Here is a 16,405-nt window from a genome sequence, read left to right as displayed (position 1 = left end):
CACATCAAATGTTGAGGAAATAACATGGCGAAAATTAGTCGCATAATCGGACGTGAAATCTTAGATTCACGCGGTAATCCAACTGTAGAAGCAGACGTTTACTTAGAGTCTGGCGTAATGGGTCGTGCGGCTGCACCATCTGGCGCATCTACTGGTAGCCGCGAAGCATTAGAACTGCGCGACGGCGACAAGTCTCGTTACCTTGGTAAAGGTGTAACTAAAGCAGTAGCGGCTATTAACGACGCAATTGCTCCAGCGCTGCTAGGCAAAGACGCACTTGCACAGTCTGATATCGATCAGGTGATGATTGACTTAGACGGCACCGAAAACAAAGAGACTCTTGGCGCTAATGCTATTTTGGCTGTGTCTCTTGCAGTTGCAAAGGCAGCCGCGCTTGAAAAAGGCGTTGCACTTTATGAGCACATCGCTGACCTAAATGGTACGTCTGGCCAATACTCAATGCCGGTGCCTATGATGAACATCATCAATGGTGGCGAGCACGCAGACAACAACGTTGATATTCAAGAATTCATGGTTCAGCCAGTTGGCGCGAAAAGCTTTAAAGAAGCACTGCGTATGGGTGCTGAAATCTTCCACGCGCTTAAGAAAGTACTTTCAGCGAAAGGTCTTAACACCGCAGTAGGAGATGAAGGTGGTTTTGCACCTAACCTTAGCTCAAATGCAGAGGCACTTGCTGTTATCGTGCAAGCCGTTGAAAACGCTGGCTACAAAATGAATGAAGACATTACTCTTGCGCTAGATTGTGCCGCGTCTGAATTCTACAAAGACGGTAAGTATGTGTTGTCTGGTGAAGACAAGAGCTTCGATTCTGAAGCGTTTGGCGACTATTTAGCCGACCTTTCTTCACAATACCCTATTGTATCTATCGAAGATGGCTTAGATGAAAGCGACTGGGATGGCTGGGCGAGCTTAACGAAGAAGATTGGTGACAAAGTACAGCTTGTTGGCGATGACTTGTTCGTAACTAATACCAAAATTCTTAAGCGCGGTATCGATAACGGTATTGGTAACTCAATCCTTATCAAGTTCAACCAAATTGGCTCGCTAACAGAAACGCTTAATGCAATTAAGATGGCGAAAGACGCTGGCTTCACTGCTGTTATCTCTCACCGTTCTGGCGAAACTGAAGACGCGACAATTGCTGATTTAGCGGTAGGTACTGCTGCAGGTCAAATCAAAACTGGCTCTCTTTGCCGTTCTGACCGTGTCGCTAAGTACAACCAACTTCTACGTATCGAAGAAGCGCTTGGTAGTGCAGCAACCTATAAAGGCCTTTCTGAAATAAAAGGTCAGTAAAGCGTTGCCTAATATAGCTCAACGAGAGTAGACAGGCTCTACCTTTGAGAAGGCGTTAGTGCTACTTGTACTAACGCCTTTTTTGTTTTTAGTGCAACTGAGGGCAAATTTTAATTGGGCGCTGAGGGATGGTTATTCTCAAACAAAGACTAATTCTTGTTTCTAGAAGTGGCTAGCTTCTCATATTCTTGATACGGTTAGTGCAGAGACAGTCAAAACGCGATGTTAACGTGAGCACAAACAGTCATCCGCCAAAAACACAATCAGGTTTTTTTAACGACTTAGGCGAACTGGGTGGAAATCACGCACAGTTTTCTGAAGTGTGTACGGCGCTGTACGAAAGGGAGCTTTTGTTTATTGCACACAGCGGGATCACTAATGCGTCTATTCTTAAACGCCGAATCGGCGGATTACCTCATCACATTAGAAGCGTCGCTCGATATTTTGTCACTAACCCAACGCCTCTATCTACCGACACATACAACGGAAGCTGGTATGCCAAGCAGCCTAAAGCAGCACCTCGTTTACCTCAAGACACCGACGCAACTGCTCAGTGGTTTAGAAAACACGCAGATTATGGATTAATTGTTCCTGTATTGATAAAAACCATCGAAGGTATTCACCTTGAATTAGACGCTATCGACAAAACGATGTTGGTAGATGATGTCGTTCATTTGAATAAACACGGTTGGTTTACAGTTGATGGAATCAATCGGGGAAACAGTCAGGAAGCTGATCAAAGCGAGAAGCAGGCGAGCCCTCACGATGAAGACTCCTATAGAGAGTCACAACAAAAGGGACTTGAAAACCACGGCTCTTTTGATAGTAAAGTTCTTCTTAAACCAACGAAAACTATCATGGCGAGCGCCTGCTCAGGTCATGCTTGGAACTTCAAATCTCGAGTATCACCTCGTGCACTGTCTATTAGAGAGATGCGGCTGTCTACTCAAATAAACTGGAAGAACTTTACCTTATTAAAATAAAGGACTTGTCGACGCCGCTTCTTTCTACCTAAGCGACAGTAGCAATGCGCCCACGAACAAAAATATGAATAAAAATTCAAAAATAATAATTATTAATCCATTTAGCAACTTCCTCATACTAGTCAAAAAGAGTACAAACATACTAACCATGTCAAAAGTCAGACTCCTTATCTGCATTAGCAGCATTCAAACAGGCGTTTAAGACATGAAACCAGAGAGTCCCCACCACTAATTAGGACAGGCATCCTAATATAGGCATCAAGATCAACTATTTCATAAAAATATAATCATTATGGTAAACAATGGTTGACGTTTAAGGCTCACATGGTTAAATTGGCGCTATAAATTTTGGTCTGCAAAGATAACTGAAAAATGCGTATCCGTTTTCTTCTTACACTACTCCTGATGGCAGCTAGACTGCACGGGTAGATTGCGACCAGCGATTAATCACACAAAACCCGTGCACAGCACGGGTTTTTTTTTAACTATTCTATTGAGAGAGCGTCATGACAAATCAAGTGAAAATCTTTGATACCACATTGCGAGACGGTGAGCAGGCCTTGCCAGCAAGTCTAAGTGCCAAAGAGAAGTTACAGATTGCGCTGGCGCTCGAGCGATTGGGCGTAGACATCATAGAAGCAGGTTTTCCTGTGTCTTCACCTGGCGATTTCCAATCAGTACAAATGATTGCGAAAGAGATCAAAAACTCAGTAATTTGCGGCCTATCCCGCGCCCTTCCCGGTGATATCGATGCATGCGGCCAAGCCCTTAGCGTAGCTGAACAGTTTAGAATACATACCTTTATTGCCACATCGGAAATACACGTTGGTGCGAAATTACGCAAGTCTCATGATGATGTGGTAGACATGGCCGTAGCTGCGGTAAAGCATGCCCGTAAATACACCGATGACGTCGAGTTTTCATGTGAAGACGCTGGCAGAACGCATATCGACTACCTGTGCCGTATGGTAGAAGCCGCTATTACAGCCGGCGCCACCACGGTAAATATTCCTGATACTGTTGGCTACACAACGCCCACTGAGTTCGGCGGTATTATTCAGCAGCTGTTTAATCGAGTTCCTAATATCGATAAAGCCATTATCTCTGTGCATTGCCATAACGATTTGGGCCTAGCTGTTGCTAATTCTCTCGCCGCAGTAGAGCAAGGTGCTCGTCAGGTGGAGTGCACTATTAATGGTATTGGTGAGCGTGCGGGTAACGCATCGCTTGAAGAGATTGCAATGATCTTGCAAACCCGAAAAGGCTTGCTTGGTATTGATACCAATATTAACTCAACAGAAATCTCACGTACCTCGAAACTCGTCAGCCAGTTATGCAATATGCCAGTTCAATCTAACAAGGCTATTGTTGGGGCCAACGCCTTTAGTCACTCGTCAGGCATACATCAAGACGGTGTCTTAAAAGCGCAAAATACCTATGAAATTATGACACCTGAGAGTGTCGGTATTAACAAGAACAACCTTAACCTAACCTCTCGTTCGGGTCGCCATGTAATAAAACACAGGCTAACCGAGTTAGGTTACAAGCCTGAAGAGTTTGATTTAGAGGCCGTTTACGACGCATTTTTGAAACTGGCTGATAAGAAAGGACAGGTCTATGACTATGACCTTGAGGCACTGTTGTTTTTCGATAAACAAAAGCACGACCAAGCGCACTATCAGCTTCTTTACCTTCAAGCTAATTCAGGTAGAGAAATTATCCCTAGTGCTACCGTAAAGATGAAAGTAGGTGAGCAAGAGATTACGCAAGCATGTACAGGTAATGGACCAGTAGATGCAGCATTTAAAGCCATAATCTCTATTTTGGGTCATGAAGACTTAGAAATTGTCGACTTTAAACTAGACTCGAAGGGCGAAGGTGCAGATGCATTAGCGCAAGTCAGTGTTATTGCCACATATAAAGAGCGTCGGTTCCACGGTATCGGCTTAGCCACAGATATCGTAGAAGCCGGTGTAAAAGCATTGATATTCGTACTGAACAATACTTATCTGGCCGACCAGATTGATCAGCAAAAGAATCAACAAGAACGCGTTGTAGGAGAATAAATGAGCCAGTTTTCAATTGCCGTATTAGCCGGTGACGGTATCGGTCCAGAAGTTATGCAAGAGGCCAACAAGGTCTTAGATGCTGTAGAAAAGAAGTTTAGCATTACATTGAAGCGCACTGAGTTTCCCGTGGGTGGTTATGCTATCGATACCGAAGGCGAAGCGCTTCCAGCGAAAACGCTACTAGGTTGTGAACAAGCAGACGCGATTTTGTTTGGCAGTATAGGCGGGCCTAAGTGGGACACACTGCCACTTGAACAGCGTCCTGAACGCGCCGCGCTGCTTACTTTAAGAAGCCGCTTCGATTTATTCAGTAACCTGCGACCTGCCCGTATCTATCCTGGCCTTGAAGGTTTATCTCCACTTCGTGAAGACATCGCTAAGTCTGGCGTAGACGTATTGGTAGTGCGTGAACTTACTAGCGGAATATATTTTGGCCAACCCAAAGGTCGCGAAGGTGAAGGCGAAGAAGAGTTTGCCTACGACACCATGCGCTACAGCAAACGAGAAATTCGCCGCATCGCAGTGGCAGCGTTTGAAGCAGCGCAAAAGCGCCGCGGAAAAGTGACCTCAGTGGATAAAGCCAATGTACTGGTTACCAGTAGATTGTGGCGAGAAGTAGCAGAAGAAGTAGCAAAAGACTTTCCGGATGTAGAGCTAGATCATATCTACATCGACAATGCGACCATGCAAATAATGAAGAACCCCGCGCAATTTGACGTCATGCTGTGTTCAAACTTGTTTGGCGACATCGTATCTGATGAGTGCGCAATGATGACCGGCTCTATGGGGCTTTTACCTTCAGCTAGCATGAATGAAGAAGGATTTGGCTTATACGAGCCTGCAGGCGGTTCAGCGCCAGATATCGCGGGACAAGGTATTGCAAATCCCATCGCTCAAATTTTATCAGCAGCTATGATGTTGCGGTTCAGCATGAACCTAAATGACGCCGCAGATGCAATAGAAAAAGCAGTGGTAGCGACTCTTGAAAAAGGCGTACTTACCGGCGAGTTACTGCCTGAAGATAAAAGAGAACAAGCTTCAAGTACATCGCAAGTAGGCGATGAAATTGTTAAACAATTAATGGCGCAGGAGTAGAAATTCCACATGGCCAAGACCTTATATGACAAAGTATGGCAAGCACATATTGTTGACCAACTAGGCGATGACAGCCTAATTTATATCGATCGTCACCTAATTCACGAAGTAACTTCTCCGCAAGCTTTTGCTGGACTTAACGAAAAAGGCCGTAAAGTGCGACGCCCAGAAAAGACTGTTGGTACTATGGATCACAGCATTTCAACCCGTTCACTTGCGATTGATGCCTGCGGCCCAGATAACGCGCTACAACTTCACACTCTTGCAAAAAACTGTGAAGAGCACGGAATTCAGCTTTACCCTGTCGGCCATCAAAAGCAGGGTATTGTGCATGTAATGGGGCCGGAGTTAGGTCTCATTCAGCCTGGAATGACGGTAGTATGCGGAGACTCTCATACCGCTACACACGGAGCTTTTGGCGCTCTTGCTTTTGGAATTGGCACATCTCAAGTAGAGCATGTTTTAGCAACGCAAACCCTCAAACAAAGCCGCGCAAAAAGCATGCTTATTAATGTAAATGGCAAGCTTCCTGTGGGAATTACGGCGAAAGATATTATTCTTGCCATCATTGGCAAAATTGGCCATGCCGGCGCAACAGGGCATGTCATTGAATACGCTGGTGAAGCTATACGCAGTCTTACAATGGAAGAGCGTATGACCGTGTGTAATATGAGTATTGAAGCGGGTGCAAAAGCAGGTTTAATTGCGCCAGATGACATTACTTTTAATTACCTAAAAGATCGTGAATATGCGCCGAAAGACCAAGCATGGGATGATGCCCTAGCCTATTGGAAAACCTTATATACCGAAGAAGGCGCAAGCTTCGACACTTTTGTTGAATTAGAAGCTGCCGATATAGCACCACAGGTTACATGGGGAACCAACCCAGGCCAAGTAATTGGGGTTAATACGCCTGTTCCTGCACCTGAAGACTTTACCGACCCAATTGAAATAGAGAGCGCGAAAAAAGCGCTGAGCTACATGGGCTTAAAAGCTGGCGAAAAACTAGCTGACGTAGCAGTGAATCATGTTTTCATTGGCTCGTGTACCAATGGCCGTATAGAAGACTTGCGAGCTGCTGCTCACGTTGCCAAAAAAGGCAAAGTATCATCATCAGTTACCGCTATTGTGGTGCCGGGTTCTGGGGCAGTAAAACGCCAAGCTGAAGCTGAGGGTTTAGATAAGATTTTCGAAGAGGCTGGCTTTGAGTGGCGCTTACCTGGCTGTTCAATGTGTTTAGGTATGAACGATGACAAACTTGTTTCTGGCGATCGCTGTGCATCAACCAGCAACAGAAACTTTGAAGGACGCCAAGGTCGTGGTGCACGCACTCATTTAGTGAGCCCCGCAATGGCTGCGGCCGCAGCGATTAACGGCCACTTCGCCGATGTTAGAGACTATCAGGAGTAATACATGTTAGAGCAAGGTTTTACACACCACACGGGCATTGCAGCACCGTTAGACCAAGCCAATGTGGACACAGACCAAATTATTCCTAAGCAGTTTCTTACGGGTGTCACCCGTATAGGCTACGGCAAGCACCTTTTTCACGATTGGCGCTATTTGGATTTAAAAGAGCAAGAGCCTAATCCAGACTTCTCACTGAATAAGCCTGAACATAAAGGCGCTAGCATTTTACTCGCTAGGGAAAACTTTGGTTGCGGCTCTAGTAGAGAGCATGCCCCGTGGGCGCTTGCAGATTTTGGCTTCAAAGCTGTAATCGCAACAAGCTTCGCTGACATTTTTTATGGTAACTGCATCAACAACCAGTTGGTTCCAGTCGCTTTAACGAGCGAACAAATGGATGCGCTATTCGATGCGGTAAAAGCTGATGCTGCTATTACCATTACTGTCGATTTACCTGCACAAACCGTTAGTTTTGGCGATGTATCATTTAGCTTCGATATTGCCCCTCACCACAAAACTAACCTAATAAAAGGTCTTGATGCCATAGGTCAAACACTAGAATTAGCTGATGCCATCGATGCATTCGAGGCAAAGCAACCTAGTTGGTTATAGGCGTTTAGCATTACCTGCACTGTTGCTGAAGACTAAACTGGCCAGCTTGGCCTTAGACGCAACAAACTGATAGCAACAAACTGATAAAAGAAAAGCGAGCGTAATTTTATTACGCTCGCTTTTTTATGGTGACTGATCCGTCCTAACTTGTCACTGGTGTGCCGTCATCGTTGAATTTGGCAATATCAGCACCTGATGACTCCCACTCTTTTCGCTCTTCGTCAGTTGCTTTAGGCGAGAACCAGCCAACGTAAGCGTAAAATATTCCAATAAGCGGCGCTGTCCAGCATGCGAAAGCCAGCGGTATGTACAATAGGTTCTGCAAATTATCGCCAGAAATTCCAAGCCCTAGCGCCGAGATAACAAAAGCACCACCAGCGTTCCAAGGGATCATTGGCGACATAAGTGTTCCGCCCTCCTCAATGCCTCGGGAAAGATTAAGCGTTGAATACCCCATGCCGCGATAAACAGGAGAATACATACGTCCTGGTAGAGCAACAGACAAATAGGGGTCGCCGGCAACGAGATTAGTTGCAAACGCAGTTCCTACCGCTGCAACTTGAGTACCTGCGAACGTTTTTGCTTTACTTTTTATCGCATTAATAATGCTTCTCAAACAGCCTGTCGTCTCTAACGCCCCTCCAAACCCTAGTGCAATAAGCACCAATGAAATTGTCCACATCATCGACTGTATACCGCCGCGATTCAGCAAACTATCTATTTCGCTAATGTTTGTTTGAATTGAATATCCGTTGTTCGCATAATCAAAAACAGCTTGTAAGCTTTCACCTTGAGTAATCATGGCAAAAGCGGCACCTACTACAACCCCTGCAAACAAAGAAGGCAGCGGCGGAAATTTCTTTAATGCTAAGCCCATTACCACCAAAGCAGGCAGCAATGCCCATGCAGATATATAAAAGTTATCTTCCAGTGCGTTAGTTATGCCTTCAATTTTTTCAAAAGACACACTTTGAGCATCGATCACAAAAAAACCAACGGCAATATAAATAAGAAGAGCTATAACCATCGCAGGGATAGTGGTGGCCATCATATTTTTAATGTGGGAGAACACATCAGTGCCGGTAACCGCAGGGGCGAGATTAGTTGTATCGGAAAGAGGCGACACTTTGTCCCCAAAAAACGCACCAGATACCACGGCACCAGCTGTCCAATACATAGGTATGTCAAAGCCCTCGCCTATACCCATTAGCGCTAACCCAACAGTGCCCACACTCCCCCAACTCGTTCCTAAAGACACCGATACAACCGCACATATGATCATATCCGCTGCCAAGAAAATCTCGGGAGAAAGTGTTTTTAAGCCATAGTAGATAATGGTTGGAACCGTTCCGCTGGCAATCCAAATACCAATAATCATACCCACGGTAATAAGTACACTGACCGAAGGCAGTGCCACGTGAATAACTTTGAAAATGCCCGCGCGTATATCCTTCCAGCTAAGGCCGAGATAAATACCAACAAAGCTAGCCAAAGCCAACCCTATAGCAAGCGGGATATGAGGCTCAAAAACCCCAAAATAAAATATCTGAGTTCCCAAAATGAAAAGTGTTAGTACAACGGGCGTTAGTGCTAGTAATAAACCAGGCGTAACCTGTTGTTCATCTTTCATGCTAATTCCTTAAATGTTGAATCAAGGGCGTACTAAAATCACCCCTTACAAAAAAGCTAACCACTTTAAACTTTAGTCTATTTGCTACGTCAGGTTTTACAGAACAGATCGGGAACATGCATATGAACAAGTAGCTACAAATTTGCAAAGCCTCATTGCAAAAATACCAAAAGTGCCAAACTCGCTATTTAGATATGAATGACACAAGAAAACATTCAAATACATGAAGTATTATTTGGCATATTAAATCAAAGCACCCTATGCTACTTTAACTACGCTTGAAACTATCGAATTCAAAAATTGCAGTAAATGGAAAAACAAATGCTAGAACAAGTGCCTATCGATGAACTGAAGCCAGGAATGTATGTGACTCAAGTTCTCGAGCAGTCTGGTAACTTGCAAATACGCTCTAAAGGCGTTGTAAAATCGCAAAGCATCATACAAACATTGAAAAACAAGGGTATTTTATTGCTGGAGGTCGACTTAACAAAGTCAAAACACTTCAATGATAATAGTGCCGGCGATATAAACGCTAATACAGTCGAGCAAGCTGAGACTTCAGAAAGCGTAAGCGCGTCAAAGCCCAAACCTGTTGGCAAAGACTCCATCAGTGAAGCGAGCGAACTGTACGAAAATGCGCTTTCTATTCAAAGCAAGTTTATAACTGCGCTAAATAAAGGTGCAGTAACAGACTTGTCGCCAATGTCGTCCTTATCTCACAGTCTTATTGAAAGCGTATTTGATAACGGCGATGCACTTAGCTGCCTAACTCTTATAAAAGATGCTGACAACTATTTACTAGAGCACTCTATTAACTGCTCAATACTCACCGGTATTTTCTGCAAGTTTCTTGGCTACAATAGAGACACTATCGAACAAGCAAGCTTAGGTGCTCTGCTCATGGATATTGGTATGTCTTCAATACCAGCCGATGTGCGAAATGCCCAACTTCCGTTATCAGACGACGATTTTGCCGTGTTAAAAACCCACGTTGAAATAGGCACATCGTTAGTTGAACAATGCGGAGACATCTCAGATTTATCATTGCAGATTATCGAACAGCACCAAGAACGTATAGACGGCAGCGGCTACCCAAGAGGTCTAAGAGGAGATGAAATAACGGAGTTCGCCCGCATTGCTGCTATTATCGATAACTACGATGAAATGACATCAAACAACAATGCTCAGCCCAGTCTAACGCCAATTCAGGCGCTAAAACGCCTTTCAAGCTCTGACGGTCTCGACCAAGAACTTGTTAAACAATTTATTAAGTGCATCGGGGTCCATCCCGTGGGCTCTTTAGTAAAGCTGAAGAGTGGTAAATTGGGCATTGTAAGCAAGGTTAATCCAGCCGACCCGATAAGCCCGCATGTAATGACGTTCTACAGTTTAAAGGGCAACCATTTCAACGAAATCAAAAAAATCGATTTAAGCCATTACGATGATGAAGTGGTGTCGGGCGTAAAACCTGAAGAATTTAGTCTTAATCTTCCCAAATTTTTCAAAGAAGTATTTATTCATCAAGCCCCAAATTAAGAGAGACCTGTTGACTGCATCCCTAGCCTTTCATGCAGTCAACGCTCCCATTTAAACCCTACTATGGCGTCCTTACCAGTCAGTTAGCGCTGCCATGGTGAATATCTCATCTTCGAAAGCTAGCACTACGCGCTGCGCCTCAATATTGATTATTTGTACTTTATCAGCAATCCAGTCACCCTCAGAAAGTTGACGACCATTTACTCTTACCCAGCGATCACGAGGATTAGACGCATACATGTGCGCGCTAAAGTTCATAGTAGGTAAGCGAGTTAACAACCTAACCGGTAACTGATCTACGCGTAGTGTGTCATCACGAACTTTTACCTTTGTTTCAGGTTCAGCATTTGCGCTCGATGTTTTATCGTCTAGCGCTTCAACAGCTGCGTTGAACCTCGCCATAAGTTCGGGTGAAACTTCTATCTTTCCCGAGTCTTCTGATTCGTTTAATACCTTGCCTTCATATTCATTAGTAACATCTTTGCTAGTGCCATTGTCTGGCAACGGAGCTTGAGTGAGAAGCTCATTGTTCACTTCTGGGGTGCTAGAATTGCTAGAGGTCGTATTACTGGAGTTGGGGTTACTGGTGTTTCTATTAGCATTTGAAGCGGCAACTTGTGTTCCCGCAGGAGTTGATTCAGAAGCTTGCTCTATGCTGTTATATGTACTTTTATCTGTGCTTTTATCTGTAGTTGGCTCTGAAATTCGTTCAGTGCCCTGCCAGGGCATTTGACCACTATTATCAATAGCACCGTTTGAAGCACTGTCTCCTTCAGTTGAGTTAGCTGATGCCTCTTTCAAATCATCGCTTTTCTGAGCATTATTTACGTTAGCAACAGGCGATGTTGATGGCTCTGAAAACGATGCCGACAGTGCTGGCCACCAGTAGCTTTTCGTTGCAGCAGTGAACCCTAAAGCTAATCCTCCCACAATGACCACAGCGAAGGTTAAAGCTTGTTTTGCATATAGCGAAAACGACGATGGGAGACTTTCAACAGTAGGTAGAAACAAGCTGCGATTAAATTGATCATTCAATGATTTATCGAACCGCGCAGACGTGTCGTGCTGTCCGCGTAATAATGCCTGTGTCTGGGTTCGATGGTGAGTAGGTGTAGCAACCTCAACCGTCTGCTCTGGGTCAATCTCTACCTCTTGCACGCCCATTTCAGACAAACCTTGTACCATGGCGTCGCTTGAGACCAGCCCCGACTTACGAATTTTTACAGGGCCGTTTTGCTTGGTAATTTGAATTATTACCATGCCCGGCTTTACGTTCTCTATGGCAATAATGCTAGACATACAAACTCCCAATGCCATACCCGCACACAAGCGCTAGTACAAACGCACAAGCAAGATACCATCTGTTTTGCCCTCGTACCCTCTGGCTTACAACATCTTCTCCCAAGATTTGCTCGGCAGCGGCAAGAAAGATGGGCTTTTTAACCACAGCGTGCTGTTTTGTAAATGAGAGCGTTAGCGCCCTATCGCACAGCAAATTTATAACCCGAGGGATCCCTCCAGTTATTTGATGTACTGCACGCAACGTGCCCTTACTGAATATACTAATATCACCATCTGCCACGCTTAAACGGTGGGCAATATATGAACTAACTTCTGGTGCGGTAAGAGGCAATAAATGATACCGAGCGGTTATACGCTGCGCTAACTGACGCAACTCATTGCGTTTGAGAAGTTGTTGTAATTCCGGCTGACCAATCAATACAACTTTAAGTAATTTTTCTCTATTAGTCTCTAAGTTGGTTAGCAGTCTAAGTTGCTCTAAGACTTCGGGCAAAAGGTGCTGCGCTTCATCTACCATCAGTACAGTATTCATGCCAGACTGATGGTTCTCGGCTAGCTTAGATAAAATAAGGTCGGTGAAGTATTTAAGACTGGCCTTGTCAGAGGAATACGATAGCCCTAACTCGTCGCAAACCGTTGCCAACAACTCTAACGCTGACAGCGTGGGATTTAAAATCATCGCAACCTGAGTATTGTCGGGTAGCTGCTGTAATAGCTTTCGCGATACCGTTGTTTTACCTGTGCCCACTTCGCCAGTAAGCATAACAAACCCACCGCTTTCACGCAGTCCAAAGGTTAGGTGCGCAAGCGCCTCTTTGTGCCGAGGGCTCATGTACAGGTAATGGGGGTTGGGCGCTATCGAAAACGGGTTGTCATTTAACCCGAAGTAATTCAAATACATGGTATTCGCTAATTAATCAAAAAACGATGATTAAACTACCAGAGCAAGGCAGTAAGTAAAAGCGTCATTATGTGCAGCAACAAATTTATTTGTAACATTGGTATACTATCCACTGTTTCCTTTGATTTAGAAGAGCGCAAGTACATGCAAGTATATTTGGTTGGCGGTGCCGTAAGAGACGCACTTTTAGGACGGACCGTTACCGAACGAGATTATGTTGTGGTTGGGGCCACTGTTGAGGACATGCTAGCTAAAGGCTTTACTCAAGTAGGAAAAGATTTTCCTGTATTTTTGCACCCAAAAACAGGCGAAGAGTACGCTCTTGCGCGCACTGAGAGAAAATCTGGCGCCGGATATACAGGGTTTGTCTGCGACGCCTCCAAAGACGTGACGCTTGAAGACGACCTACGCCGTCGAGACTTCACTGTTAACGCCATGGCGCAGGACAACTTAGGCCACATTATAGACCCCTACCATGGCAAAGTTGATTTAGAAAAAAGATGTCTACGCCACGTATCAGAAGCGTTTAGTGAAGACCCCCTTAGGGTATTTCGAGGCGCCCGCTTCGCCGCCCGATATGCATACCTTGGCTTTCATATTGCCGATGAAACATTGGCGCTAATGTCGTCAATGTCGAAAAGCGGCGAATTAACAGCGCTCAGCGCAGAGCGAGTATGGCAAGAAACCAAACGAAGTCTTTTAGAGCGCTCACCCGAAGTGTATTTTTCAGTTTTAGTGAAAGTCGGTGCGTTAAATAGCTGGTTCTGCGAGTTAACGGACTTAATTGACGAAGCATTATCGTTACTGGCTAAAGCGCTAGAAACAAAAGATGACAATGCTCTTATTACTCGATTTACTTCACTATGTATTCCACTAGATGAGCAACAAGCCACTACATTGTGTAAACGCTTAAAAGTACAAAATCAGGTCTCTGAAATTGTTGAACTTGCCTGTAAGTATAAAAACCGATTGTTTACCAATAATATCGAAGCTGGAAATACTGACGCCGCTACACAAGAGGCAGAAGAATTGCTCTCGATTTTTAATGGTGCTGATGCATGGCGACGACCAGAGCGATTTGCAATGTTACTTGCGGCCATGTCACCGTCTGCCCAAGAAAAAGGAATAGACTGGACCAACAGGCAAGCGCTGATATCTCAAGCACTTTTTGCGGCTAATAATGTAAATGTTAAAGATATTATTGCCAGAGGGCATAAAGGGGCGGCTATCAAGGAAGCGTTGAATCAAGAAAAGCGAGTGGCAATTTGCAACGCCATTGAAAACCACACAAGGCAATAAAGCGCATAGGCAAACGCTCTATTTTTTAGCTCCCCCTGCTTTGTCACCCCATATATCTTCTAAACGGCTATCGCGACCGCAGCCCCAACGATATGTTGTGTAACGAATAGGGCTCTTTTTATAAAAATCTTGGTGATAGCTTTCATCGCCTTTGATGGGATAAAACTTAGATGTATTTAGAATGGGAGTGACAACCGTTTGATTAGGAAACATATCCATAACAGCTTTTTTAGACTGCTCTGCTAACTTGCGCTCTTTATCGTTGGCAACGAAAATCGCACTTCGATAACTAGGCCCTTTGTCACAAAACTGCCCTTTGTCGTCAAATGGGTCAATATTCACCCAGTAGTGGTCGAGAATATCTTGATATCTCAGTACACTGGTATCATAAGTTATCAATACCGCTTCGTAGTGGCCTTTATGGTCACCATTGTAGGTTGGGTTCTTTAACTTACCGCCCGTAAAGCCAGAAATTACATCGGTAACCCCCTCAAGCGTTTCAAAATCTTTCTCCATGCACCAAAAACATCCGCCAGCTAGTATGGCCTGCTCAGTGTTTTTTGCCATAGTGAATGGAACGGTAAGCAGTGCTGCACAGGTTATTACTATCGCTAATATATTTTTCATAAAATTATCTATTTACTCTTTTATTTAGGCCATTTAAAGACTGCACATTACTTACGAGGCTATAACATAGTGCGAGTTCATTAATGCTATTACGTTCATATTCTATTCGCGGTTTTCAAGCTTCTATTTTCTCGTTGCTTAAATTTACGGTTAAGCTTGTCGAGTAAGCTGCATTAGCCAATAAAACGTCCGAAGGCGTTACCATTAAGAGCCCGATTAAAAAGCGGCCTAGTTATTCGCAATTCTTGCAGAGTTTTTTTCTGCGTTTTCACCCATCAATGCTACAATACGCGCATTCATTATGAGCGTATTTTTACTATGACTTTCGAAGAACTCGAATTAGACGAAACTCTATGCCATGCAGTGGCAGAAATGGGGTACGAAACCCCTACCAGCATCCAAGAATTGGTTATCCCCCACGCTATGGACGGGAGAGACATTTTAGCCTCTGCTCCCACAGGTACGGGCAAAACTGCGGCGTTTCTTTTACCCGCCTGTCAGTTCTTGCTTGATTACCCCCGAAAACAGCCTGGCGCAACCCGTATTTTAATACTTACGCCAACACGGGAACTCGCACTGCAGGTTTATGAGCAAGCCAAAAGCATCACCAAACATACTCAATTGGTGTGCGGCGTTATTACCGGCGGCATTAATTACGGCACCGATAAAGAAACCCTCAGTCAGAACTTAGACATCTTGGTTGCTACACCTGGCCGTTTATTAGAGCATATTGAAAAAGAAACCGCCGACTGCCGTGATATCGAGTGCTTAATTCTTGATGAAGCTGATCGTATGCTTGATATGGGCTTTTCATCTGTCGTCAATCAAATAGCCACAGAAGCGCGCTGGCGTAAACAAAACCTCTTATTTTCTGCCACTCTTGAGGGTGCTGGAGTTAAAGCTTTCGCTAGAGACATTTTAAATAACCCAGAAGTAGTTGAAGCAAACCCTTCTCGTAAAGAAAAGAACAAAATACATCAGTGGTATCATTTAGCTGATGATCTTGCACACAAACAGGCGCTACTTGTGCATATCCTTAAAGAACAAGTTACTTCTGCCGTGGTTTTCGTTAAAACACGAGAACGCCTGCAAATGCTGAAAGACTTTCTTGCATCAAAAGATATCAACGTGTGCTGGCTTCAAGGCGAAATGCCTCAAGATAAACGCAATGCCGCAATGGCACGCTTTAAAAGTGGTGAAGTACCTATTTTGCTAGCCACCGATGTTGCGGCGCGGGGAATTGACGTACCAGATGTTAGCCATGTGATTAACTTCGACATGCCTCGAAAGGCCGATATATACGTACACCGAATTGGTCGAACAGGTAGAGCTGGCGCGAAAGGGACTGCAATTTCTCTTGTTGAAGCTCACGACTTTGCCATGATCCCAAAAGTGGTTCGCTATATGGATGAGCCAATGAAGGGGCGCGTTATATCTGAGTTGAGACCCAAGAACAAAACGCCAAAAATTGGTGCCAAAAAGAAAAAAGTAGCAGGCAAGACTAAGGCGAAGAGAAAAACAAAGCCTAAAACTAAGTCAAAAGCGAAGAAAGCACCATCAAGCGATAAACCTTCATAGCAGAAGGTCTCATGAGCGCTGAATTAAGTAATTACACTTAAAGCGCTCT

At 44.5% G+C, this 16,405-nt stretch carries 13 protein-coding genes; 9 read left to right on the top strand and 4 right to left on the bottom strand.

The annotated features are described in order from the left end of the window. The first annotated feature begins 24 nt into the window (after positions 1 to 24). The 6 genes from eno (at position 25) to leuD (ending at position 7,483) form a co-directional block, all read left to right on the top strand. Positions 25 to 1,317 (top strand): phosphopyruvate hydratase, encoded by a 1,293-nt coding sequence (gene eno, locus BM528_RS04200; protein ID WP_071978802.1) that lies wholly within the window; start codon positions 25 to 27, stop codon positions 1,315 to 1,317. Positions 1,318 to 1,547: 230 nt separating this feature from the next. Further along, on the top strand, positions 1,548 to 2,300 hold the full coding sequence (locus BM528_RS04195) for a hypothetical protein (protein WP_071978801.1): 753 nt from the start codon (positions 1,548 to 1,550) through the stop codon (positions 2,298 to 2,300). Positions 2,301 to 2,806: 506 nt separating this feature from the next. Beyond that, positions 2,807 to 4,366 carry a 2-isopropylmalate synthase gene (gene leuA / locus BM528_RS04190; protein WP_071978800.1) on the top strand — a complete coding sequence of 520 codons (1,560 nt, stop codon included), beginning with the start codon at positions 2,807 to 2,809 and terminating at the stop codon, positions 4,364 to 4,366. After that, positions 4,367 to 5,464, top strand: a complete 1,098-nt coding sequence (gene leuB, locus BM528_RS04185) for a 3-isopropylmalate dehydrogenase (RefSeq protein ID WP_071978799.1) — start codon at positions 4,367 to 4,369, stop codon at positions 5,462 to 5,464. A gap of 9 nt (positions 5,465 to 5,473) precedes the next feature. Further along, the gene (gene leuC, locus BM528_RS04180) at positions 5,474 to 6,874 is read left to right on the top strand and encodes a 3-isopropylmalate dehydratase large subunit (RefSeq protein WP_071978798.1); all 1,401 of its coding nucleotides are present in this window, start codon (positions 5,474 to 5,476) and stop codon (positions 6,872 to 6,874) included. Between the two features lie 3 nt (positions 6,875 to 6,877). Continuing rightward, on the top strand, positions 6,878 to 7,483 hold the full coding sequence (leuD, locus tag BM528_RS04175) for a 3-isopropylmalate dehydratase small subunit (RefSeq protein ID WP_071978797.1): 606 nt from the start codon (positions 6,878 to 6,880) through the stop codon (positions 7,481 to 7,483). A gap of 142 nt (positions 7,484 to 7,625) precedes the next feature. Here leuD and nhaC read toward each other — a convergent pair whose 3' ends face one another. Further along, positions 7,626 to 9,113, bottom strand: a complete 1,488-nt coding sequence (nhaC, locus tag BM528_RS04170; protein ID WP_071978796.1) for a Na+/H+ antiporter NhaC — start codon at positions 9,111 to 9,113, stop codon at positions 7,626 to 7,628. Between the two features lie 321 nt (positions 9,114 to 9,434). On the opposite strand from nhaC, the gene BM528_RS04165 reads away from it, so the two are divergent. After that, a complete protein-coding gene (locus BM528_RS04165) occupies positions 9,435 to 10,649 on the top strand; it encodes an HD-GYP domain-containing protein (RefSeq protein ID WP_071978795.1) in 1,215 nt (404 codons plus the stop codon). Between the two features lie 72 nt (positions 10,650 to 10,721). On the opposite strand, the gene BM528_RS04160 is transcribed toward BM528_RS04165, so the two are convergent. After that, complete coding sequence (locus BM528_RS04160; RefSeq protein ID WP_071978794.1) at positions 10,722 to 11,948, bottom strand: general secretion pathway protein GspB; 1,227 nt, start codon at positions 11,946 to 11,948, stop codon at positions 10,722 to 10,724. Beyond that, a complete protein-coding gene (locus BM528_RS04155; protein WP_071978793.1) occupies positions 11,941 to 12,852 on the bottom strand; it encodes an ExeA family protein in 912 nt (303 codons plus the stop codon). The genes BM528_RS04160 and BM528_RS04155 overlap by 8 nt, the downstream gene beginning before the upstream one ends. A 144-nt stretch (positions 12,853 to 12,996) precedes the next feature. On the opposite strand from BM528_RS04155, the gene BM528_RS04150 reads away from it, so the two are divergent. Further along, positions 12,997 to 14,151, top strand: coding sequence for a CCA tRNA nucleotidyltransferase (locus BM528_RS04150; protein ID WP_071981149.1), 1,155 nt, complete (start codon positions 12,997 to 12,999; stop codon positions 14,149 to 14,151). Between the two features lie 18 nt (positions 14,152 to 14,169). On the opposite strand, the gene msrA is transcribed toward BM528_RS04150, so the two are convergent. Beyond that, positions 14,170 to 14,778 carry a peptide-methionine (S)-S-oxide reductase MsrA gene (msrA, locus tag BM528_RS04145; RefSeq protein ID WP_071978792.1) on the bottom strand — a complete coding sequence of 203 codons (609 nt, stop codon included), beginning with the start codon at positions 14,776 to 14,778 and terminating at the stop codon, positions 14,170 to 14,172. Positions 14,779 to 15,096: 318 nt separating this feature from the next. Here msrA and srmB point away from each other — a divergent pair, with 318 nt between their 5' ends. Then, a complete protein-coding gene (gene srmB / locus BM528_RS04140; RefSeq protein WP_071978791.1) occupies positions 15,097 to 16,356 on the top strand; it encodes an ATP-dependent RNA helicase SrmB in 1,260 nt (419 codons plus the stop codon). Positions 16,357 to 16,405 lie beyond the last annotated feature (49 nt).

The organism is Alteromonas sp. RW2A1 (genome assembly GCF_001886475.1).
Lineage (GTDB): Bacteria > Pseudomonadota > Gammaproteobacteria > Enterobacterales > Alteromonadaceae > Alteromonas > Alteromonas hispanica.
Note: the sequence above shows the minus strand (reverse complement) of the source record. Positions and strands in the feature narration are given on the sequence as shown.